At 66.9% G+C, this 15600-nt stretch carries 13 protein-coding genes; 11 read left to right on the forward strand and 2 right to left on the reverse strand.

All coding sequences use genetic code 11. The features are described 5' to 3' along the window. The first annotated feature begins 92 nt into the window (after nucleotides 1-92). The 11 genes from AB4Z00_RS19065 to AB4Z00_RS19115 all read left to right on the forward strand — a co-directional run bounded on the left by AB4Z00_RS19065 (nucleotide 93) and on the right by AB4Z00_RS19115 (nucleotide 10594). On the forward strand, nucleotides 93-1001 hold the full coding sequence (locus tag AB4Z00_RS19065) for a prephenate dehydratase (RefSeq protein WP_442046913.1): 909 nt from the start codon (nucleotides 93-95) through the stop codon (nucleotides 999-1001). Nucleotides 1002-1160: 159 nt separating this feature from the next. Further along, on the forward strand, nucleotides 1161-1820 hold the full coding sequence (locus AB4Z00_RS19070) for a hypothetical protein (protein ID WP_442046914.1): 660 nt from the start codon (nucleotides 1161-1163) through the stop codon (nucleotides 1818-1820). After that, nucleotides 1817-3166 carry a DUF4350 domain-containing protein gene (locus tag AB4Z00_RS19075; protein WP_442046915.1) on the forward strand — a complete coding sequence of 450 codons (1350 nt, stop codon included), beginning with the start codon at nucleotides 1817-1819 and terminating at the stop codon, nucleotides 3164-3166. Before AB4Z00_RS19070 ends, AB4Z00_RS19075 begins: the two co-directional genes overlap by 4 nt. Beyond that, nucleotides 3163-4176 carry an AAA family ATPase gene (locus tag AB4Z00_RS19080; RefSeq protein ID WP_134094761.1) on the forward strand — a complete coding sequence of 338 codons (1014 nt, stop codon included), beginning with the start codon at nucleotides 3163-3165 and terminating at the stop codon, nucleotides 4174-4176. Before AB4Z00_RS19075 ends, AB4Z00_RS19080 begins: the two co-directional genes overlap by 4 nt. An 18-nt stretch (nucleotides 4177-4194) precedes the next feature. Continuing rightward, complete coding sequence (locus AB4Z00_RS19085) at nucleotides 4195-5526, forward strand: DUF58 domain-containing protein (RefSeq protein WP_442046916.1); 1332 nt, start codon at nucleotides 4195-4197, stop codon at nucleotides 5524-5526. Continuing rightward, nucleotides 5523-6599, forward strand: coding sequence for a stage II sporulation protein M (locus tag AB4Z00_RS19090; RefSeq protein ID WP_314467657.1), 1077 nt, complete (start codon nucleotides 5523-5525; stop codon nucleotides 6597-6599). Before AB4Z00_RS19085 ends, AB4Z00_RS19090 begins: the two co-directional genes overlap by 4 nt. Then, nucleotides 6596-7552, forward strand: a complete 957-nt coding sequence (locus AB4Z00_RS19095; protein ID WP_442046917.1) for an RDD family protein — start codon at nucleotides 6596-6598, stop codon at nucleotides 7550-7552. The genes AB4Z00_RS19090 and AB4Z00_RS19095 overlap by 4 nt, the downstream gene beginning before the upstream one ends. Beyond that, nucleotides 7549-8019, forward strand: a complete 471-nt coding sequence (locus AB4Z00_RS19100) for a GNAT family N-acetyltransferase (protein ID WP_442046918.1) — start codon at nucleotides 7549-7551, stop codon at nucleotides 8017-8019. The genes AB4Z00_RS19095 and AB4Z00_RS19100 overlap by 4 nt, the downstream gene beginning before the upstream one ends. Then, a complete protein-coding gene (locus tag AB4Z00_RS19105; RefSeq protein ID WP_442046919.1) occupies nucleotides 8016-8528 on the forward strand; it encodes a GNAT family N-acetyltransferase in 513 nt (170 codons plus the stop codon). Before AB4Z00_RS19100 ends, AB4Z00_RS19105 begins: the two co-directional genes overlap by 4 nt. A gap of 129 nt (nucleotides 8529-8657) precedes the next feature. Next, complete coding sequence (ispG, locus tag AB4Z00_RS19110; protein ID WP_132264510.1) at nucleotides 8658-9785, forward strand: flavodoxin-dependent (E)-4-hydroxy-3-methylbut-2-enyl-diphosphate synthase; 1128 nt, start codon at nucleotides 8658-8660, stop codon at nucleotides 9783-9785. Between the two features lie 95 nt (nucleotides 9786-9880). Next, on the forward strand, nucleotides 9881-10594 hold the full coding sequence (locus tag AB4Z00_RS19115; RefSeq protein ID WP_442046920.1) for a hypothetical protein: 714 nt from the start codon (nucleotides 9881-9883) through the stop codon (nucleotides 10592-10594). Between the two features lie 287 nt (nucleotides 10595-10881). On the opposite strand, the gene AB4Z00_RS19120 is transcribed toward AB4Z00_RS19115, so the two are convergent. Both AB4Z00_RS19120 and rpoC read right to left on the reverse strand, forming a co-directional pair. Beyond that, nucleotides 10882-11055, reverse strand: a complete 174-nt coding sequence (locus AB4Z00_RS19120) for a hypothetical protein (RefSeq protein ID WP_165921361.1) — start codon at nucleotides 11053-11055, stop codon at nucleotides 10882-10884. A 148-nt stretch (nucleotides 11056-11203) separates the two neighbouring features. Continuing rightward, nucleotides 11204-15523 (reverse strand): DNA-directed RNA polymerase subunit beta', encoded by a 4320-nt coding sequence (rpoC, locus tag AB4Z00_RS19125; protein WP_132264512.1) that lies wholly within the window; start codon nucleotides 15521-15523, stop codon nucleotides 11204-11206. Nucleotides 15524-15600 lie beyond the last annotated feature (77 nt).

Below are 15600 nucleotides of genomic sequence, written 5' to 3' on the forward strand. Positions count from 1 at the left end.
CATCCTCTTTGGGTTGAGGCTCTAGAGTTGCCAGCAGGTTAGTGCAAGAGCCATTGCGGACATCGCCTTTGCGGCTTAATCGCGCGGACGCTATGCATTCCTATCCCGAACCCGCTCTCGACCTGGTCGCCCGCATGAACGAGGCCGCTGCGGCCGATCCCTCGCGCGCGGCGGCCTTCCAGGGCGCCCCCGGATGCAATTCGCACCGAGCGGCGTTGGAACACGATCCCGACTGTCTGCCGCTGCCGTGCTTTTCCTTCGAGGATGCGCTGGATGCGGTGAAGGACGGGCGGGCCGGCCGGGCCATCATCCCGATCGAGAATTCGCAGCACGGCCGCGTGGCGGACATCCATTTCCTGCTGCCGGAAAGCGGGTTGTCGATCGTGGGCGAGCACTTCATGGGCATCGAGCATGCGCTGATGGCGCTGCCCAATGCGGACGGCACCATGGGGCCGTTCTCGGGGGCCTACAGCCACCCGCAGGCGCTGGGCCAGTCGCGTCACTACTTGCGCGAGCGGGGCATCGTGCCGATGGCCTATGCCGATACCGCCGGCGCCGCCGCCTTCGTGCGCGAGCAGGGCGATACCGCGGCCTGCGCCATCGCCCCGAACCTGGCTGCGGAACTCTACGGCCTCAAGATCGTCGAGGAGAATGTCGAGGACGCGGCGGACAACACCACGCGCTTCGTCGTCCTCTCGCGTGAGCCGCTCGATCCCTTCGCGCTCAAGGGCGAGAAGGCGGTGACGACTTTCATCTTCGAGGTGAAGAACATCCCCGCCGCGCTCTACAAGGCGCTGGGCGGCTTTGCCACCAATGGCGTCAACATGACCAAGCTGGAGAGCTACCAGATCGGTGCCAGCTTCGCGGCCACCACTTTCTACGCCGACATCGAAGGCGCCCCCGGCGAGCCGCGCATCGACATGGCGCTTCAGGAACTTGCATTCCATTGCAAGTACGTGCGTCCGCTCGGCACCTACAAGCAGGCACGCTCGCGCGGATAGGCGATCCTGGTTCGGTCCGGCACGGCGCGCGTCCTGGTCGGTCGCGCGCCGTGCCGTCCATGACGGGCAGGCGGCCGCAACCCCTCCTCGATCGCTATCCAATCCTTTCATCGCAACGGCTTGCGCCTGCTCCCGGCCCATGCCAATCATCGGCGGGTAATGGCTGCTAGGGGTCAGATGGCGGGTGCGGCCCGGGACGCCGCGAGCGACTGGGAAGCCGTGCGTGGCGCGGCCGATATCCAGTACGCGCCGTTGCCGCCCTTCAAGCCCGATCCTCCGGGGCAGGTCCCGGAGTGGCTCCAGGCGCTCGGCCGCATGCTGGAGGCGATCTTCGCGCCGCTTGGAAGGTTGCTGGGCATGTCCTGGCCGGTGTTCTCCAACATATTGATCGCGCTGGCGGTGCTTCTGGCGCTGTTCATCCTCTGGCGCCTGGCAGGCCCGGCCATCGAGGCCTGGCGCGGCCGCAGCCGCGAGGAAGCGCCCGAGGCCTGGGTGCCGGCAGAGGCCGAGGCGCTGGCCCTGCTGGAGGACGCGGACCGCCTTGCCGGGGAAGGCCGGTTCGACGAGGCCACTCACTTGCTCCTGCGCCGCAGCGTGGGGCAGATCCGGCAGGCGCGGCCGGACTGGCTGCATCCGGCCAGCACTGCGCGGGAAATTTCGGTATTGTCCTCGCTCCCGGACAGCGGCCGCGAGGCGTTCGCCACGATCGCCGCCCGCGTGGAGCGCAGCCGCTTCGCGCTGCGCGAACTGGGCGCCGACGACTGGGCCGCCGCGCGCGAGGCCTATGCCCGCTTCGCCCGGCTGGAACTGCGCGCATGAGCGAGATGTCAGCAACAGCGCCTGCCGATGCGAGACCTGCTGCGCAAGCCGGTATTCCTGTCGGCGCCAATCCGTTCTCGCGCTGGGCGGTGCTGGCGCTGGTGCTGATCGGATCGGCGCTGTTCCTTTCGCTCTTGTGGATGATCGGGACCGGCACCGGCTTCGGCTCCACCAACGACGGCCAGTCCCACGCCGACGGGCGCGGCCTCAACGGCTATGCCGCCATGGCGCGCTATATCGAGAAGCGCGGGCACCCGGTGGTTCGCGCGCGCAACGTGGGCGCGCTCGACAAGCCGGGCCTGCTGGTGCTCACTCCGCCTGCCGGGGCCGATGGCGAGGACATCGAGAAGATCGTCTCGAAGCGGCGCTACATCGGGCCGACGCTGGTGATCCTGCCCAAGTGGATGGCCTTGCAGCCCGGGCGCGAGCAGGAAAAGGCCAAGACCGGCTGGGTCAATCTCCAGGGCATGCGGCCGCTCGAATGGCGCGGTTTCCTCGATGACGTGACGGTCGTGCAGGGCGAGGTCGACGCCAACGGCGCGAAGGCCCGCTGGCACGGCTTCGGCCTGGAGGGCGCGCTGCCCAGCCGCAAGGCGCTGCAATCGGGCAAGGGCGATACGCTGGTGCCGGTCGTGGAGGAGCAGGACGGGCGCGTTCTCGCCGCCTTCATCGATGACGGCGGCAGCTATCCCGCGCTCGAGGACGCGGCGCTGACAGGCATGAGCAGCGACCCGGAGGACGAGGACCTCTACCCCCTGGTCCTGGTGTTCGAACCCGACCTCGTCGACAATTGGGGCATGGCCGATCGCCGCGCCGCGCAGTTGGTGGACGCGCTGGTCGCGGCCAGCGAAGTCGAGCCTCGTGGCACGGTGACGTTCGACCTCACCATGAACGGTTTCGGGCGCGCGCAGAATCTGCTGACCCTGGCTTTCACCCCGCCATTCCTGGCCGCCACGCTCTGCCTGCTGCTGGCCGCCCTGGTGCTGGGATGGCGCGCTTTCCTGCGCTTCGGGCCGCCGCTGGCGGGAGAGCGGGCCATCGCTTTCGGCAAGCGCGCGCTGGTGGCCAATTCTGCCGGACTGGTGCGCCGCTCGCATAGACTGCACCTGATCGGCGGACCTTATGCCGACCATGCCCGCGACCGGTTGATCCGTGCTCTCGCCCTGCCGCGCACGCTCCCGCCCGAGCAGGCCGACGCCGCGATCGACCGCGCCCTTGCCTCGCGCAGGGCGGATGCCGAACCCTTTTCCGCGATTTCCGCGCGCCTTCGCCATGCGCGCAAATCGCACGATCTCGTCAAGGCTGCGCGCGATCTTCACGCGCTCGAAAGGATGCTGACTCGATGACCGATGCCCACTCCCCGAATGCCGAAGGCGATTTTGCTCGGGGCGATTTCGCGGTCGATCTCGCCGGGGTCGCCGCGCTTGCGGGAAGCATTCGCGAGCAGATCGGCAAGGCGGTGGTCGGCCAGAGCGCAACGGTGGAGCATCTGCTGATCGCCCTGCTGGCGCGCGGCCATGTCCTGCTGGAAGGGCCTCCGGGCACGGCCAAGACTTTCCTGGCGCAGTGCTTCGCCGCGACCCTGGGCCTGGATTTCGGCCGCATCCAGTTCACGCCGGACCTGATGCCGGGCGATATCCTGGGCTCGAACCTGTTCAACTTCCAGACCAGCCAGTTCACGCTGACTCATGGCCCGATCTTCTGCGACCTGCTGCTGGCGGACGAGATCAACCGCACGCCGCCCAAGACCCAGGCCGCGCTGCTGGAAGCCATGCAGGAGCGCCGCGTCACGCTGGACGGCACCGCCCATGCCCTGCCGGAGCAGTTCATGGTGGTGGCCACGCAGAACCCGATCGAGAGTCAGGGCGTCTATCCGCTGCCCGAGGCGCAGCTCGACCGGTTCCTGTTCAAGGTGAGCGTCGATTACCCCAGCTTCGAGGAAGAACTGCGCATCGTCGCGCGCTTCGGCGAGAATCGCGGCGCGCCCAGCCCGGCCGCCTGCGGGGTGGAAGCCATTGCCAATCACGCGGTGATCGAGGCGGCGTCCCGCACGGTTTCGCAAGTGACCCTGGCCGAGAGCGTGACCGACTATATCGTCCGCCTGGTGCGCGCCACGCGGGAGAGCCCGGACCTTGCGAGCGGCGCCAGCCCGCGCGCGGCCGTATTGCTGGCCGGCGCCGCGCGCGCCCGCGCCGCGCTGGACGGGCGCGACTACGTGGTGCCGGACGATGTCAAGGCGCTCGCCGGGTCGGTCCTGCGCCACCGCCTGCTGCTCAGCCCCGCCGCCGAGATCGAGGGCAAGCAGGTGGAGGCGCTGGTCGCCCAGCTGGTCGAGCAGACCGAGGCGCCCCGGTGATCCTGCGGTCCTGATCCGATGAGCCTGCGCTCCGCTCCCATGGTGCCCACCGCGCGTGCGGCCGGGCTACTGGCGCTGGCCGCGCCGGTGGCGCTGGTGATCGGCGCGACGCGGCCCGAAGCCTGGGTCGTGGCGCCGGTGTTCGGGCTGGCGGTGCTGGCGTTGATCGCGATCGACGCGCTTCTGGCGGGGCGCCTGGGCGACTTGCGGATCGCGGTACCGGCCGATGTCGAAGTGGGAGAGCCGGCCGAACTGACCGCCGCGCTGGATCTTTCCGCTGCGTGGGCCTCGCGGGTCGAACTCGCCCTGGAATGCGATCCGCGCCTCGTTCCCGGCGGACGGGCCAGCCTCACTCTGGCGAACCGGGGCGAGGAAGGCTGGCGCGGCACGCTCGCCTTCCGCCCCTCGCGCCGCGGTACCGGCCGGATCGCGCGGACCTGGCTGCGCTGGACCGGGCCTATGGGGCTGGGCGCACGGCAGTTTCGCGGTGAACTCGGCCGGGAAGTGCGCGTCTGGCCGAACATTGCCGCCGTGCGCTCCCCGGCGCTGCAGACCTTCCTCAAGGATGCGCAATATGGCCTGATCGCCCGCCGCATCCGGGGCGAGGGCACCCAGTTCGAATCGCTGGCTGAATACGAGCCGGGCATGGACCGCCGCCGGATCGACTGGAAAAGCTCGGCGCGGCACGTTCACCTCTACGCCAAGGAATACGAGACCGAGCGGAACAACCAGATCGTCTTCGCCTTCGATTGCGGACAGACGATGTGCGAACCGATCCAGGGCATGCCCCGGCTCGACCGCGCGGTTTCCGCCGCGCTCGCCACCAGCTACGTGGCGCTCAAGGGCGGCGACCGCGTCTCGCTGTTCGGCTTCGCCGCGCGGCCCGAAGTGGCGACGCCTTTCGTCACCGCATCGCGCGACTTTCACCGGCTGCAACGCGCGGCGGCGGGGCTGGAATATCGCTCCGAGGAGCCGAATTTCACGCTGGCGCTGGCCACCCTGGCCGCGCGCCTGCAGCGCCGTTCTCTGATCGTGGTGTTCTCCGACTTCACCGACCCCACCAGCGCCCAGCTCATGATCGAATCGATCGGGCGCCTCGTCTCGCGCCATGTCGTGCTGTTCGTCACCATGGCCGACGACGAGCTGGAGGCGATCTCGGGCGCGGCACCGGACGACCTCGAAACGCTGTCCATGGCGGTTTCCGCGGATACCCTGCTGCGCCAGCGCGCGCTGGTCACCCGGCGGCTGCAACAGCTGGGCGTGGACGTGGTGGAAGCGCCTTATCACACGATCGGCACCCGGCTGATCGATGCCTATCTCGAAATCAAGCGATCGGGAGCGATCGGATGAACGCCGCCACTCTGCCTTCAGGTACGGGGCGCTCCGATGCCGGGCTTCCCGATTCCGTCTCCGCCATCGAGAGCGCGGCGCTGCGCTCCGACCGCTTCCGCCTCGAGCGCGAGGCCGACTGGCAGCGGCTGGAAGCGATCGTCACCAGCATGGAGAAAGGCCGCCTCCGCCGCCTGTCGGACGAAGACCTGTTGGCCCTTCCGGGGCTCTACCGCACCGTGGCCTCCAGCTTGTCGATCGCGCGGGAAACCTCGCTCGATGCCGCGACGCTGGCATATCTCGAAGCGCTGGTGCAGCGCGCCTGGTTCGTCGTCTACGGCCCGCGCAGTTCGCTGTGGGACTGGCTGCGCGGCTTCCTGGGCGGCGGTTGGAGCGCGGCGGTGCGGGCGATCTGGCTGGACATCCTGGTGGCGCTGGCGGTGATGGTGGCCGGAACCGCGGTGGGCTGGCTGCTCGTGGCGCACGACGTGGACTGGTACCATGCCCTTGTCGGCGGCGACATGGCGGGCGGCCGCGTGCCCGGGGCGACCCGCGAAGCCCTGCGCCACACGCTGTTCGGCGATAGCGGCCGCAACGGCATGAGCCTGTTCGCCACCCAGCTGTTCAGCAACAATTCGCAGGTCTCGATCCTGGCCTTCGCGCTGGGCTTCGCTTTCGGCATCCCCTCGCTCCTGTTGCTGGTGCACAACATGGCCATGCTGGGGGCGATGCTCTGGCTCTACCATGGGGCCGGGCTGCTGACCGATTTCGCCGGATGGCTCGCCGTCCACGGTACGACGGAACTCTTCGCCATCATGCTGGCGGGCGCGGCAGGGCTGCACATCGGCCGCTCGCTCGCCTTTCCCGGCAACCGGCCGGTGCTTCAGGCGACGGCGGAAGCCGGGCGGCGCGCGGCGCTGGTCATGACCGGGGTGGTGCTCATGCTGATCGTCGCCGCGCTGCTCGAAGGCTTCGCGCGCCAGCTCGTCGACCAGACTTTCGGACGATTCGCTATCGGCGGCTTCATGCTGGCGGCCTGGTGCGCCTATTTCTTCGCCTTCCGGGGCAACCGCGGCAAAGTGCGCGCGGCATGAGCGTGGTGCCGACCCGCTACCGGCGCACCTCGCGCGACCGCGTGCTGGTGACGCCGGAAGGCATCTCGGTCCCGGTGACGGTGGCCAGCCGGGGATCGCGCGTGGGCGCGCTCATGCTCGATTTCCTGGTGATCCTGGTGCTCATGGGCCTCACGACCTGGGGGCTCATCGAAATCGCCGGCGGGTTGACCGGGATCGATCGCAATCTCGAACAGAAGAATGCGCTGGGCCATGCCCTGCAGTTCCTCGTCATCGTCTGGCTGGTGGCGATGTTCCTGTTCCGCAACGCCTATTTCCTGTTCTTCGAACTGGGACCGCGCGGCGCCACGCCGGGCAAGCGTATCGCCGGCATCCGCATCGCCGCCCGCGATGGCGGGCGGCTGACGGCGGACATGGTGATCGCCCGCAACCTCCTGCGCGACATCGAGCTGTTCCTGCCGATCGTCTTCATCCTGCAGGCGGGGGCGCAAAGCGGCATGGGGTGGCTGACGGCCACCGGCTGGCTGGCGATCTTCCTGCTCATGCCCTTGTTCAACCGCGACGCCCTGCGGGCCGGCGACATGATCGCGGGGACCTGGGTGCTGGAGCGGCCACGCCAGAAGCTGGAGGCGGCGATGTCCCTCGCGCGCGCGCCGGCGGCAAGGCATGAGGACGAGGTCGCCCTCGATGCCGGCGCAGCGCCGGCGCGGCGCACCTATCGCTTCGAGGAAGCCGAACTGGCGGTCTACGGCGAATACGAGCTGCAGGCGCTGGAACGCGTCCTGCGCGACGACCGCGCGCAATCGCTCGAAAGCGTCTACGAAACCATCGCCCGCAAGATCGACCGCAACGACGGCTGGAACGACGAGCGGGCCTTCCTGGAAGACTACTACACCCAGTTGCGTGCCCGCCTGGAAGCAGGCATGCGCATGGGCCGCCGCAAGGCAGACAAGTTTTCCGGGAGCCAGGAATGACGCTTCATCTGACGATCGTGGAAGACGACCTGACGGGCCGTGACGTACTCGATCTGCTGCAGTTCCATCTCGACGAAATGCACCAGTGGTCTCCGCCGGAGAGTGTCCACGCCATGCCGGCCGCCCGCCTGCGCCAGCCCGATGTCACGTTCTTCTCCGCCTGGGATGGCGAGCGCCTGGCCGGGTGCGGGGCGATCAAGCGTCTGGACGAGGGCCACGGCGAACTGAAATCGATGCGCGCGGCGCCGGACTATCGGGGGCGGGGCGTGGGCAAGGCCATTCTCCTGCGCCTGATCGAGGAAGCGCGCACGCGGGGCTATCACCGCGTCAGCCTGGAAACCGGGCGGCCGGAGCCGTTCCACGCCGCCCATGCGCTCTATCGCGCGCACGGTTTCACGGAATGCCCGCCTTTCGCCAGCTATGAGCACGATCCCTTCTCCATGTGCATGACCCGGGAACTGACATGAATCTTCGCCCCGCCAACCCCGCCGATGCCGCGGCCCTGGCCGAACTCGGCGCCCGCAGTTTCGTCGCGAAGTTCGGCCATATGTACATGCCCCAGGATCTGGAGGATTTCCTGGCCGATTCGCACAGCGAGGCGAAAGTGGCCAAGGAGATCGCGGACCCGGCCATGCGTGTGCTGCTGGCCGAAGAGGACGGCGCGCTGCTGGGCTTTTGCAAGCTCGTCATGGCCTGCGGCTGGCCCGAACATGCGCGGCACGAGCGGGTGGTGGAACTCAAGCAGCTCTACACCGATCCGGAAACGACCGGGCGCGGCATCGGCGCTGCGCTGATGGACCGCGCGCTGGAGATCGGGCGCGAGCATGGCGCCGGGGAAATGCAGCTTTCGGTATGGAGCGGCAATGACGGCGCGCAGAAGTTCTATGCCCGCTACGGCTTCGGCAAAGTGGCCGACATCCATTTCATGGTCGGCGAACAGCGCGACGAGGAATTCCTCTACGCCCGAATGCTGTGACCGGCGATGCCGGGCGGGCGCCGTGAACGCGCCTCTCCGGTACCGCTCTATCGGCCATCCGAAAGGGGATTGCGGACCCCTGCGCAATGGTGCTTCAAACCGTCACTGCAAAGGCCTATAGGGGGGCGCATGTCTTCCGTACGTCCCTGGCGCGATATCGAGCGCCGCAAGAGCCGCCAGATCATGGTCGGTAATGTTCCCGTCGGCGGCGATGCCCCGATCACGGTGCAGACCATGACCAACACCCTGACTTCCGACGCCAAGGCGACGATCGACCAGATCCGTCGCTGCGAGGAAGCCGGGGCGGACCTCATCCGCGTTTCCTGTCCCGACGTGGAGAGCACGGCGGCAATGAAGGAAATCGTGCGCGCCGCGAACGTCCCGCTGATCGCGGACATCCATTTCCATTACAAGCGTGCGCTTGAGGCCGCCGATGCCGGCGCTGCCTGCCTGCGCATCAATCCCGGCAACATCGGCTCTGACGACCGCGTGGCCGAAGTCGTGCGCGCGGCAAAGGCCAACGGCTGCGCGATCCGCATCGGCGTGAACGCGGGCAGTCTCGAAAAGGACCTATTGGAAAAGTACGGGGAGCCTTGCCCCGAAGCGCTCGTCGAATCCGCGCTCGACCATATCAAGCTGCTCCAGGACCATGATTTCCACGAATACAAGGTGGCCGTGAAGGCCAGCGACGTATTCCTGGCCGTCGCCGCCTACCAGGGCCTTGCAGACGCGGTGGACTGCCCGCTGCACCTGGGCATCACCGAGGCGGGCGGCCTCATCGGCGGCACCGTGAAATCCTCGATCGGCATGGGCATGCTGCTCTGGTCGGGCATTGGCGACACCTTGCGCGTCTCGCTTTCGGCCGAGCCGGAAGAGGAAGTGCGCGTGGGCTTCGAGATGCTCAAGGCGCTCGGCCTGCGCACGCGCGGCGTTCGCGTCGTGTCCTGCCCGTCCTGCGCCCGCCAGGGCTTCGACGTAATCCGCACGGTGGAAGCGCTGGAGGACCGGCTGCAGCACATCAAGACGCCGCTCTCGCTCTCGGTGCTCGGCTGCGTGGTCAATGGCCCCGGTGAAGCGCGCGAAACCGATATCGGCCTCACCGGCGGCGGCAACGGCAAGCACATGGTCTACTTGTCCGGCGTGACCGACCACGTCGTGCAGTCCGAAGACATGCTGGACCACATCGTCAAGCTGGTCGAAGCCAAGGCGGCCGAAATCGAAGCCGCGAACGAGGCGCAGGCGCAAGCCGCGGAATGAATCCGGGCAGAGCGCCGAAGGCGAAAGCCCTGCGCGCGTCCGCGCGGAGGGCGACGCACGCGCCTGCGGCGATGGAAGCAGGGACGGGGGCCCCGATGGAGCGGCTCCGCGCGGAAGCCCGCGGCTTCTTCGCCTCGCTGCGAGACAGCCTCGTCCTGTGGAAGCTGGCGCCGGTAATCCCCGCACTCGCCGCCATTCCGGAATTCGCCCAGCATGTCGTCGAGATCCGCCTCGGCATGTTCGCCAGCCGCGATGCCTTTGCCGCCCTGGGCTCGGACCCGGCGCGACTCTCGCTGGGTTCGGTCAAAGTCGCGGGACTGGTCTTCGCCATGCTGCTGGCGGCGCGCTTCTGGGCCAACCGAGAGGCGGGCCTGCGCAGCCTGAGCCTGGCCGGGATCGGCTGGAAGCAGGTCGTGACCGGATTTCTGGTCCAGGTTGTCTTCACGCTGCCGGGCCTGATCGACTTCCGGATGCCAGCGGCGGCCTTCGCCATCTCGATCCTCGCGACGATCGCCAGCATGCCGGGCCTCGTCCTCATGGTCGGCGGATTGCTGGGCGACCGCGAGGCCGGGCTGGCCGATGCCTATCGGCGCGGCTGGGGCAAGGCGCTGCGGATGCTGATCTACATCGCCCCCGCGCTGGCCATCCTGCAGCCGCTGCACCGCTGGGACCATATGGTTGTCCTGGGGCAGCCCCAGGCGCTCGTCTGGGCGCTGATGGCCTGGGATGCCTTGGTCGTCGGGCTCATGGCGGCAGTGGCCGGTACGGGCCTGCACCGGGGCTATACCTTCTGGCAGAGAGCGGGCTGATAAGCCGAGTCCGGGCTTTGGCCAATCCAGCATGATTCGCGTGGCGGCTTCCGCATGAGGTCAGTCACGAGGCCATAGGGGCGCAGTTGAGAGCCCGCGGCTAAAGGCGGCCGTTGGCAGCGATCGTTGCTGTGCCCTGCGCACGGTGGCAACCCCTGACGATCCGGAAAACGGGATGGATCAGAAACGAGAGCCGTGGATCCGGCGTAATCGAATCGAGAGCGGCTCTACCTCTCCGCGATCGGACGTCGGCGTCCCCTGAAATGCCAATCCAGCAGGAATGGGCGTCAGGCGAAGGCGCTGAATCCCGCAAGGCTGGACCAGACTGCGAGCGCAGCCATGGCGATGACCGAAGCCATCGCGGCAGGTACGATCTTGGACTCAGGGTTGCCCATCCGGAACCAGCCTTGCGAGAGAGCGGGGGTGCGGTCGCTATGCCCGTAAAGGCGCCCGCGAGCCATGTCGCCCGTCGAGCGCGGTAAGCCGCCTATCGAAGCCGCCCCTTTGCCGCACCGCCTTGACGCAGGCCCGTCATGCCCAAAGCAAAAGGCCCCGCCGGATCGCTCCGGCGGGGCCCTTATTCTGCCTGTCAGGCGGTAGCGTGGAGACTTACGCCTCGTCGCCACCTTCCGGCTGTTCGCCTTCCGACTGGTCGTCGCCCTTGATCAGGTAATCGCCGGCATCGGCGTCCAGACCATGGGTTTCACCCTCGACCGCTGCAAGCGGATCGTTGCCGATCGCGGCTTCCGGGCCCTGGGCCAGTTCGGCTGCATGCTCTTCTTCCGCCGTGTTGGCGGCGATCAGAGATTCCTGCAGGCGGCGGTAGGACGCGCGCAGGGCGGCATCGCGGCTGGTGGCCGCCACGCGGACGCGGTTCATGCCGGCACCGGTACCCGCCGGGATGAGGCGGCCGACGATGACGTTTTCCTTGAGGCCGATGAGCGAGTCCTTCTTGCCCTCGACAGCCGCCTGCGTGAGCACGCGGGTGGTCTCCTGGAACGACGCCGCCGAGATGAACGAGCGGGTCTGCAGCGAGGCCTTGGTGATGCCGAGCAGCACCGGCTTGCCTTCCGCGGGCATCTTGCCCTCGGGAAGCTTGCTGTTGATCTCGAACATTTCCTCGTAGTCGACCTGTTCGCCCGGCAGCAGGGTGGTGTCGCCACCGGCCGTGATCTCAACCTTCTGCAGCATCTGACGAACGATCGTCTCGATGTGCTTGTCGTTGATCTTCACGCCCTGCAAGCGGTAGACTTCCTGGATTTCCGCCACGAGGTATTCCGCAAGTGCCTCGACGCCGAGAACTTCCAGAATGTCGTGCGGATCGGGCGAGCCCGAAATCAGGTTGTCGCCCTTCTTGACGAAGTCGCCTTCCTGCACGTCGATCACGCGGCTCTTCGGGATCAGGTACTCAACCGGATCACCCTCTTCCGGGATGATCGCGATCTTGCGCTTGGCCTTGTAGTCACGCACGAACTCGATGCGGCCGGAGACCTTGGCGATGATCGAGTTGTCCTTCGGCTTGCGGGCCTCGAACAGTTCGGCAACGCGCGGCAGACCGCCGGTGATGTCGCGGGTCTTGGCGGCTTCGCGCGAGGCACGGGCGATGATGTCGCCGGCCTCGACGGTCTGGCCGTCTTCCACCGAGAGCGTCGTGCCCGGCGCCATCATGTAGCGCGCAGATTCGCCGGAGGCGTCGTCGAGAAGGGTGATGCGCGGACGCAGGTCCTCCTTCTTCTTCGCGGTGCGCGACGAACGGTCTTCCGTCACGACGCGGCTGGTCATGCCGGTCGCATCGTCGACATGCTCGGTCAGCGTGCGGGTGTCGATCAGGTCCTGATACTTCACCGTACCCGAGGTTTCGGTGATGATCGGGAGCGAGAACGGATCCCACTCGGCCAGGCGTTCGCCTTCCTTCACCTTCGCGCCATTGGTGTGGAGCAGCACGGTGCCGTAAGGCACGCGATGCATGGCGCGCTCGCGGCCTTCGGTGTCCATCACGACGATTTCGCCGTTACGGGCCAGCGAGAGGCGACGGCCGCGCTTGTCCACGATCGTCGGGATGTCGCGATATTCGACCGAGCCTTCGCAGATCGATTCCAGGTGGCTGGTTTCGTTCAGCTGGGCGGCGCCGCCGATGTGGAAGGTACGCATGGTGAGCTGCGTGCCCGGTTCACCGATCGACTGTGCGGCGATGACGCCGACAGCTTCACCGATGTTGACCGGCGTACCGCGTGCGAGGTCACGGCCGTAGCACTTGCCGCAGACGCCCTGCTGGGCTTCGCAGACCAGCGGCGAACGGATGCGGGCAGCCTGCAGGCCGGTCGCCTCGATCGCAGCCACGGCGGCTTCGTCCAGGAGCTGGCCCTTGGCGGCGATGACGTTGCCTTCCTTGTCGGCAATGTCTTCGGCCAGGGTACGACCCAGGATACGCTCGGCGAGCGAGGCGATGGTGGAACCGCCCTGCACGATCGAACGCATTTCCAGCGCGCGCTCGGTACCGCAATCCTCGATCACGACGACGCAGTCCTGCGACACGTCGACCAGACGGCGGGTCAGGTAACCCGAGTTTGCCGTCTTGAGCGCCGTATCCGCCAGGCCCTTACGAGCACCGTGGGTCGAGTTGAAGTATTCAAGAACGGTCAGACCTTCCTTGAAGTTCGAGATGATCGGCGTTTCGATGATCTCGCCCGACGGCTTGGCCATGAGGCCGCGCATACCGCCAAGCTGCTTCATCTGCGCCGGGCTACCACGCGCACCGGAGTGGCTCATCATGTAGATCGAGTTGATCTGGGCCATGCGGCCCGTCTCGGGATCGACCGGCTGAGCCTTCAGCTCTTCCATCATGGCGTTCGCCACCTGGTCGCCGCAACGGCTCCAGGCGTCGATCACCTTGTTGTACTTTTCCTGCTGGGTGATCAGGCCGTCCTGGTACTGCTGCTCGTAGTCGGCAACCAGTTCCTTGGTTTCGCCGACCAGGGCTTCCTTCGAGTCCGGGATGATCATGTCATCCTTGCCGAAGGAGATGCCCGCCTTGAACGCGTTGCGGAAGCCGAGCGACATGATCGCGTCGGCGAACAGCACCGTGTCCTTCTGGCCGGTGTGGCGGTAGACCTGGTCGATGACGTCGCCGATTTCCTTCTTGGTGAGAAGGCGGTTGACGACGTCGAAGGGCACGGTGTGCGACTTCGGCAGGCATTCGCCCAGCAGCATGCGGCCCGGCGTGGTCTCGAAGCGCTTCATGTACTGCTCGCCGTTCTCGTCGGTCTGCGGCACGCGGGCCTCGATCTTCGAGTGCAGCGTCACGGCACCGACGTGAAGCGCCTGGTGCACTTCGGCCATGTCCGCGAACTTCATGCCTTCGCCCGGCTCGCCGATGCGGTCCATCGACAGGTAGTACAGGCCGAGAACCATGTCCTGCGAAGGAACGATGATCGGCTTGCCGTTTGCCGGCGAGAGGATGTTGTTGGTCGACATCATCAGCACGCGCGCTTCGAGCTGGGCTTCCAGCGAGAGCGGCACGTGGACGGCCATCTGGTCACCGTCGAAGTCGGCGTTGAACGCCGAGCAGACGAGCGGGTGCAGCTGGATCGCCTTGCCTTCGATCAGGACCGGCTCGAACGCCTGGATGCCCAGACGGTGAAGCGTCGGCGCGCGGTTCAGCATGACCGGGTGCTCGCGAATGACTTCGTCGAGGATGTCCCAGACTTCCTTGCGCTCCTTCTCGACCCACTTCTTGGCCTGCTTCAGGGTCATGGAAAGACCCTTGGCGTCCAGACGGGCGTAGATGAACGGCTTGAACAGCTCGAGCGCCATCTTCTTCGGCAGGCCGCACTGGTGCAGCTTGAGTTCCGGTCCGGTCACGATGACCGAACGGCCCGAATAGTCGACGCGCTTGCCGAGCAGGTTCTGACGGAAGCGGCCCTGCTTGCCCTTGAGCATGTCGGACAGCGACTTCAGCGGACGCTTGTTGGCGCCGGTGATGACGCGGCCGCGGCGGCCGTTGTCGAACAGGGCGTCGACCGCTTCCTGCAGCATGCGCTTTTCGTTGCGGACGATGATGTCCGGCGCACGCAGCTCGATCAGGCGCTTCAGGCGGTTGTTGCGGTTGATGACGCGGCGATAGAGGTCGTTGAGGTCCGAGGTCGCGAAGCGGCCACCATCCAGCGGCACCAGCGGGCGCAGTTCGGGCGGAATGACCGGCACGACGTCGAGAATCATCCACTCGGGGCGGTTGCCCGAATCGATGAATGATTCCACGACCTTGAGGCGCTTGATGATCTTCTTGGGCTTGAGTTCCGACTTGGTCGTCTCAAGTTCCTGGAGAAGGTCCGCACGCTCCTGCTGGAGGTCGAGGTTGATGAGCATGTGCTTCACCGCCTCGGCGCCGATGCCGGCGGAGAACGAATCCTCGCCGTACTCGTCCTGGGCGTCGAGCATCTCGTCTTCGGTGAGGAGCTGGTACTTCTCGAGCGGGGTCAGGCCCGGCTCGATCACGATGTAGCTTTCGAAGTAGAGAACGCGCTCAAGCTGCTTGAGCTGCATGTCGAGCAGCAGGCCGATGCGCGAAGGCAGCGACTTCAGGAACCAGATGTGCGCGACCGGTGCGGCCAGCTCGATGTGGCCCATGCGCTCGCGGCGCACCTTGGTGACGGTGACTTCGACGCCGCACTTTTCGCAGACGACGCCCTTGTACTTCATGCGCTTGTACTTGCCGCAAAGGCATTCGTAGTCCTTCACGGGACCGAAGATGCGGGCGCAGAAAAGGCCGTCACGCTCAGGCTTGAACGTACGGTAGTTGATGGTTTCCGGCTTCTTGATCTCGCCGAAGGACCAGGAGCGGATGCGCTCGGGCGAGGCCAGACCGATCTGGATCTGATCGAAGGTCTCGGGCTTCGCCATCTGGTTGGTGAACTTGGTCAGGTCGTTCATGTTTCAGTCCCTCTGGGGGTGAATTCTCGAGGCGGAAGGAAGGGAAGGCGGGGCCGTGCGGGCCCCGCCCGATCCCG

Origin of the sequence: Novosphingobium sp. YAF33 (assembly GCF_052113265.1) — a bacterium.
In the GTDB taxonomy this organism is placed as follows: domain Bacteria; phylum Pseudomonadota; class Alphaproteobacteria; order Sphingomonadales; family Sphingomonadaceae; genus Novosphingobium.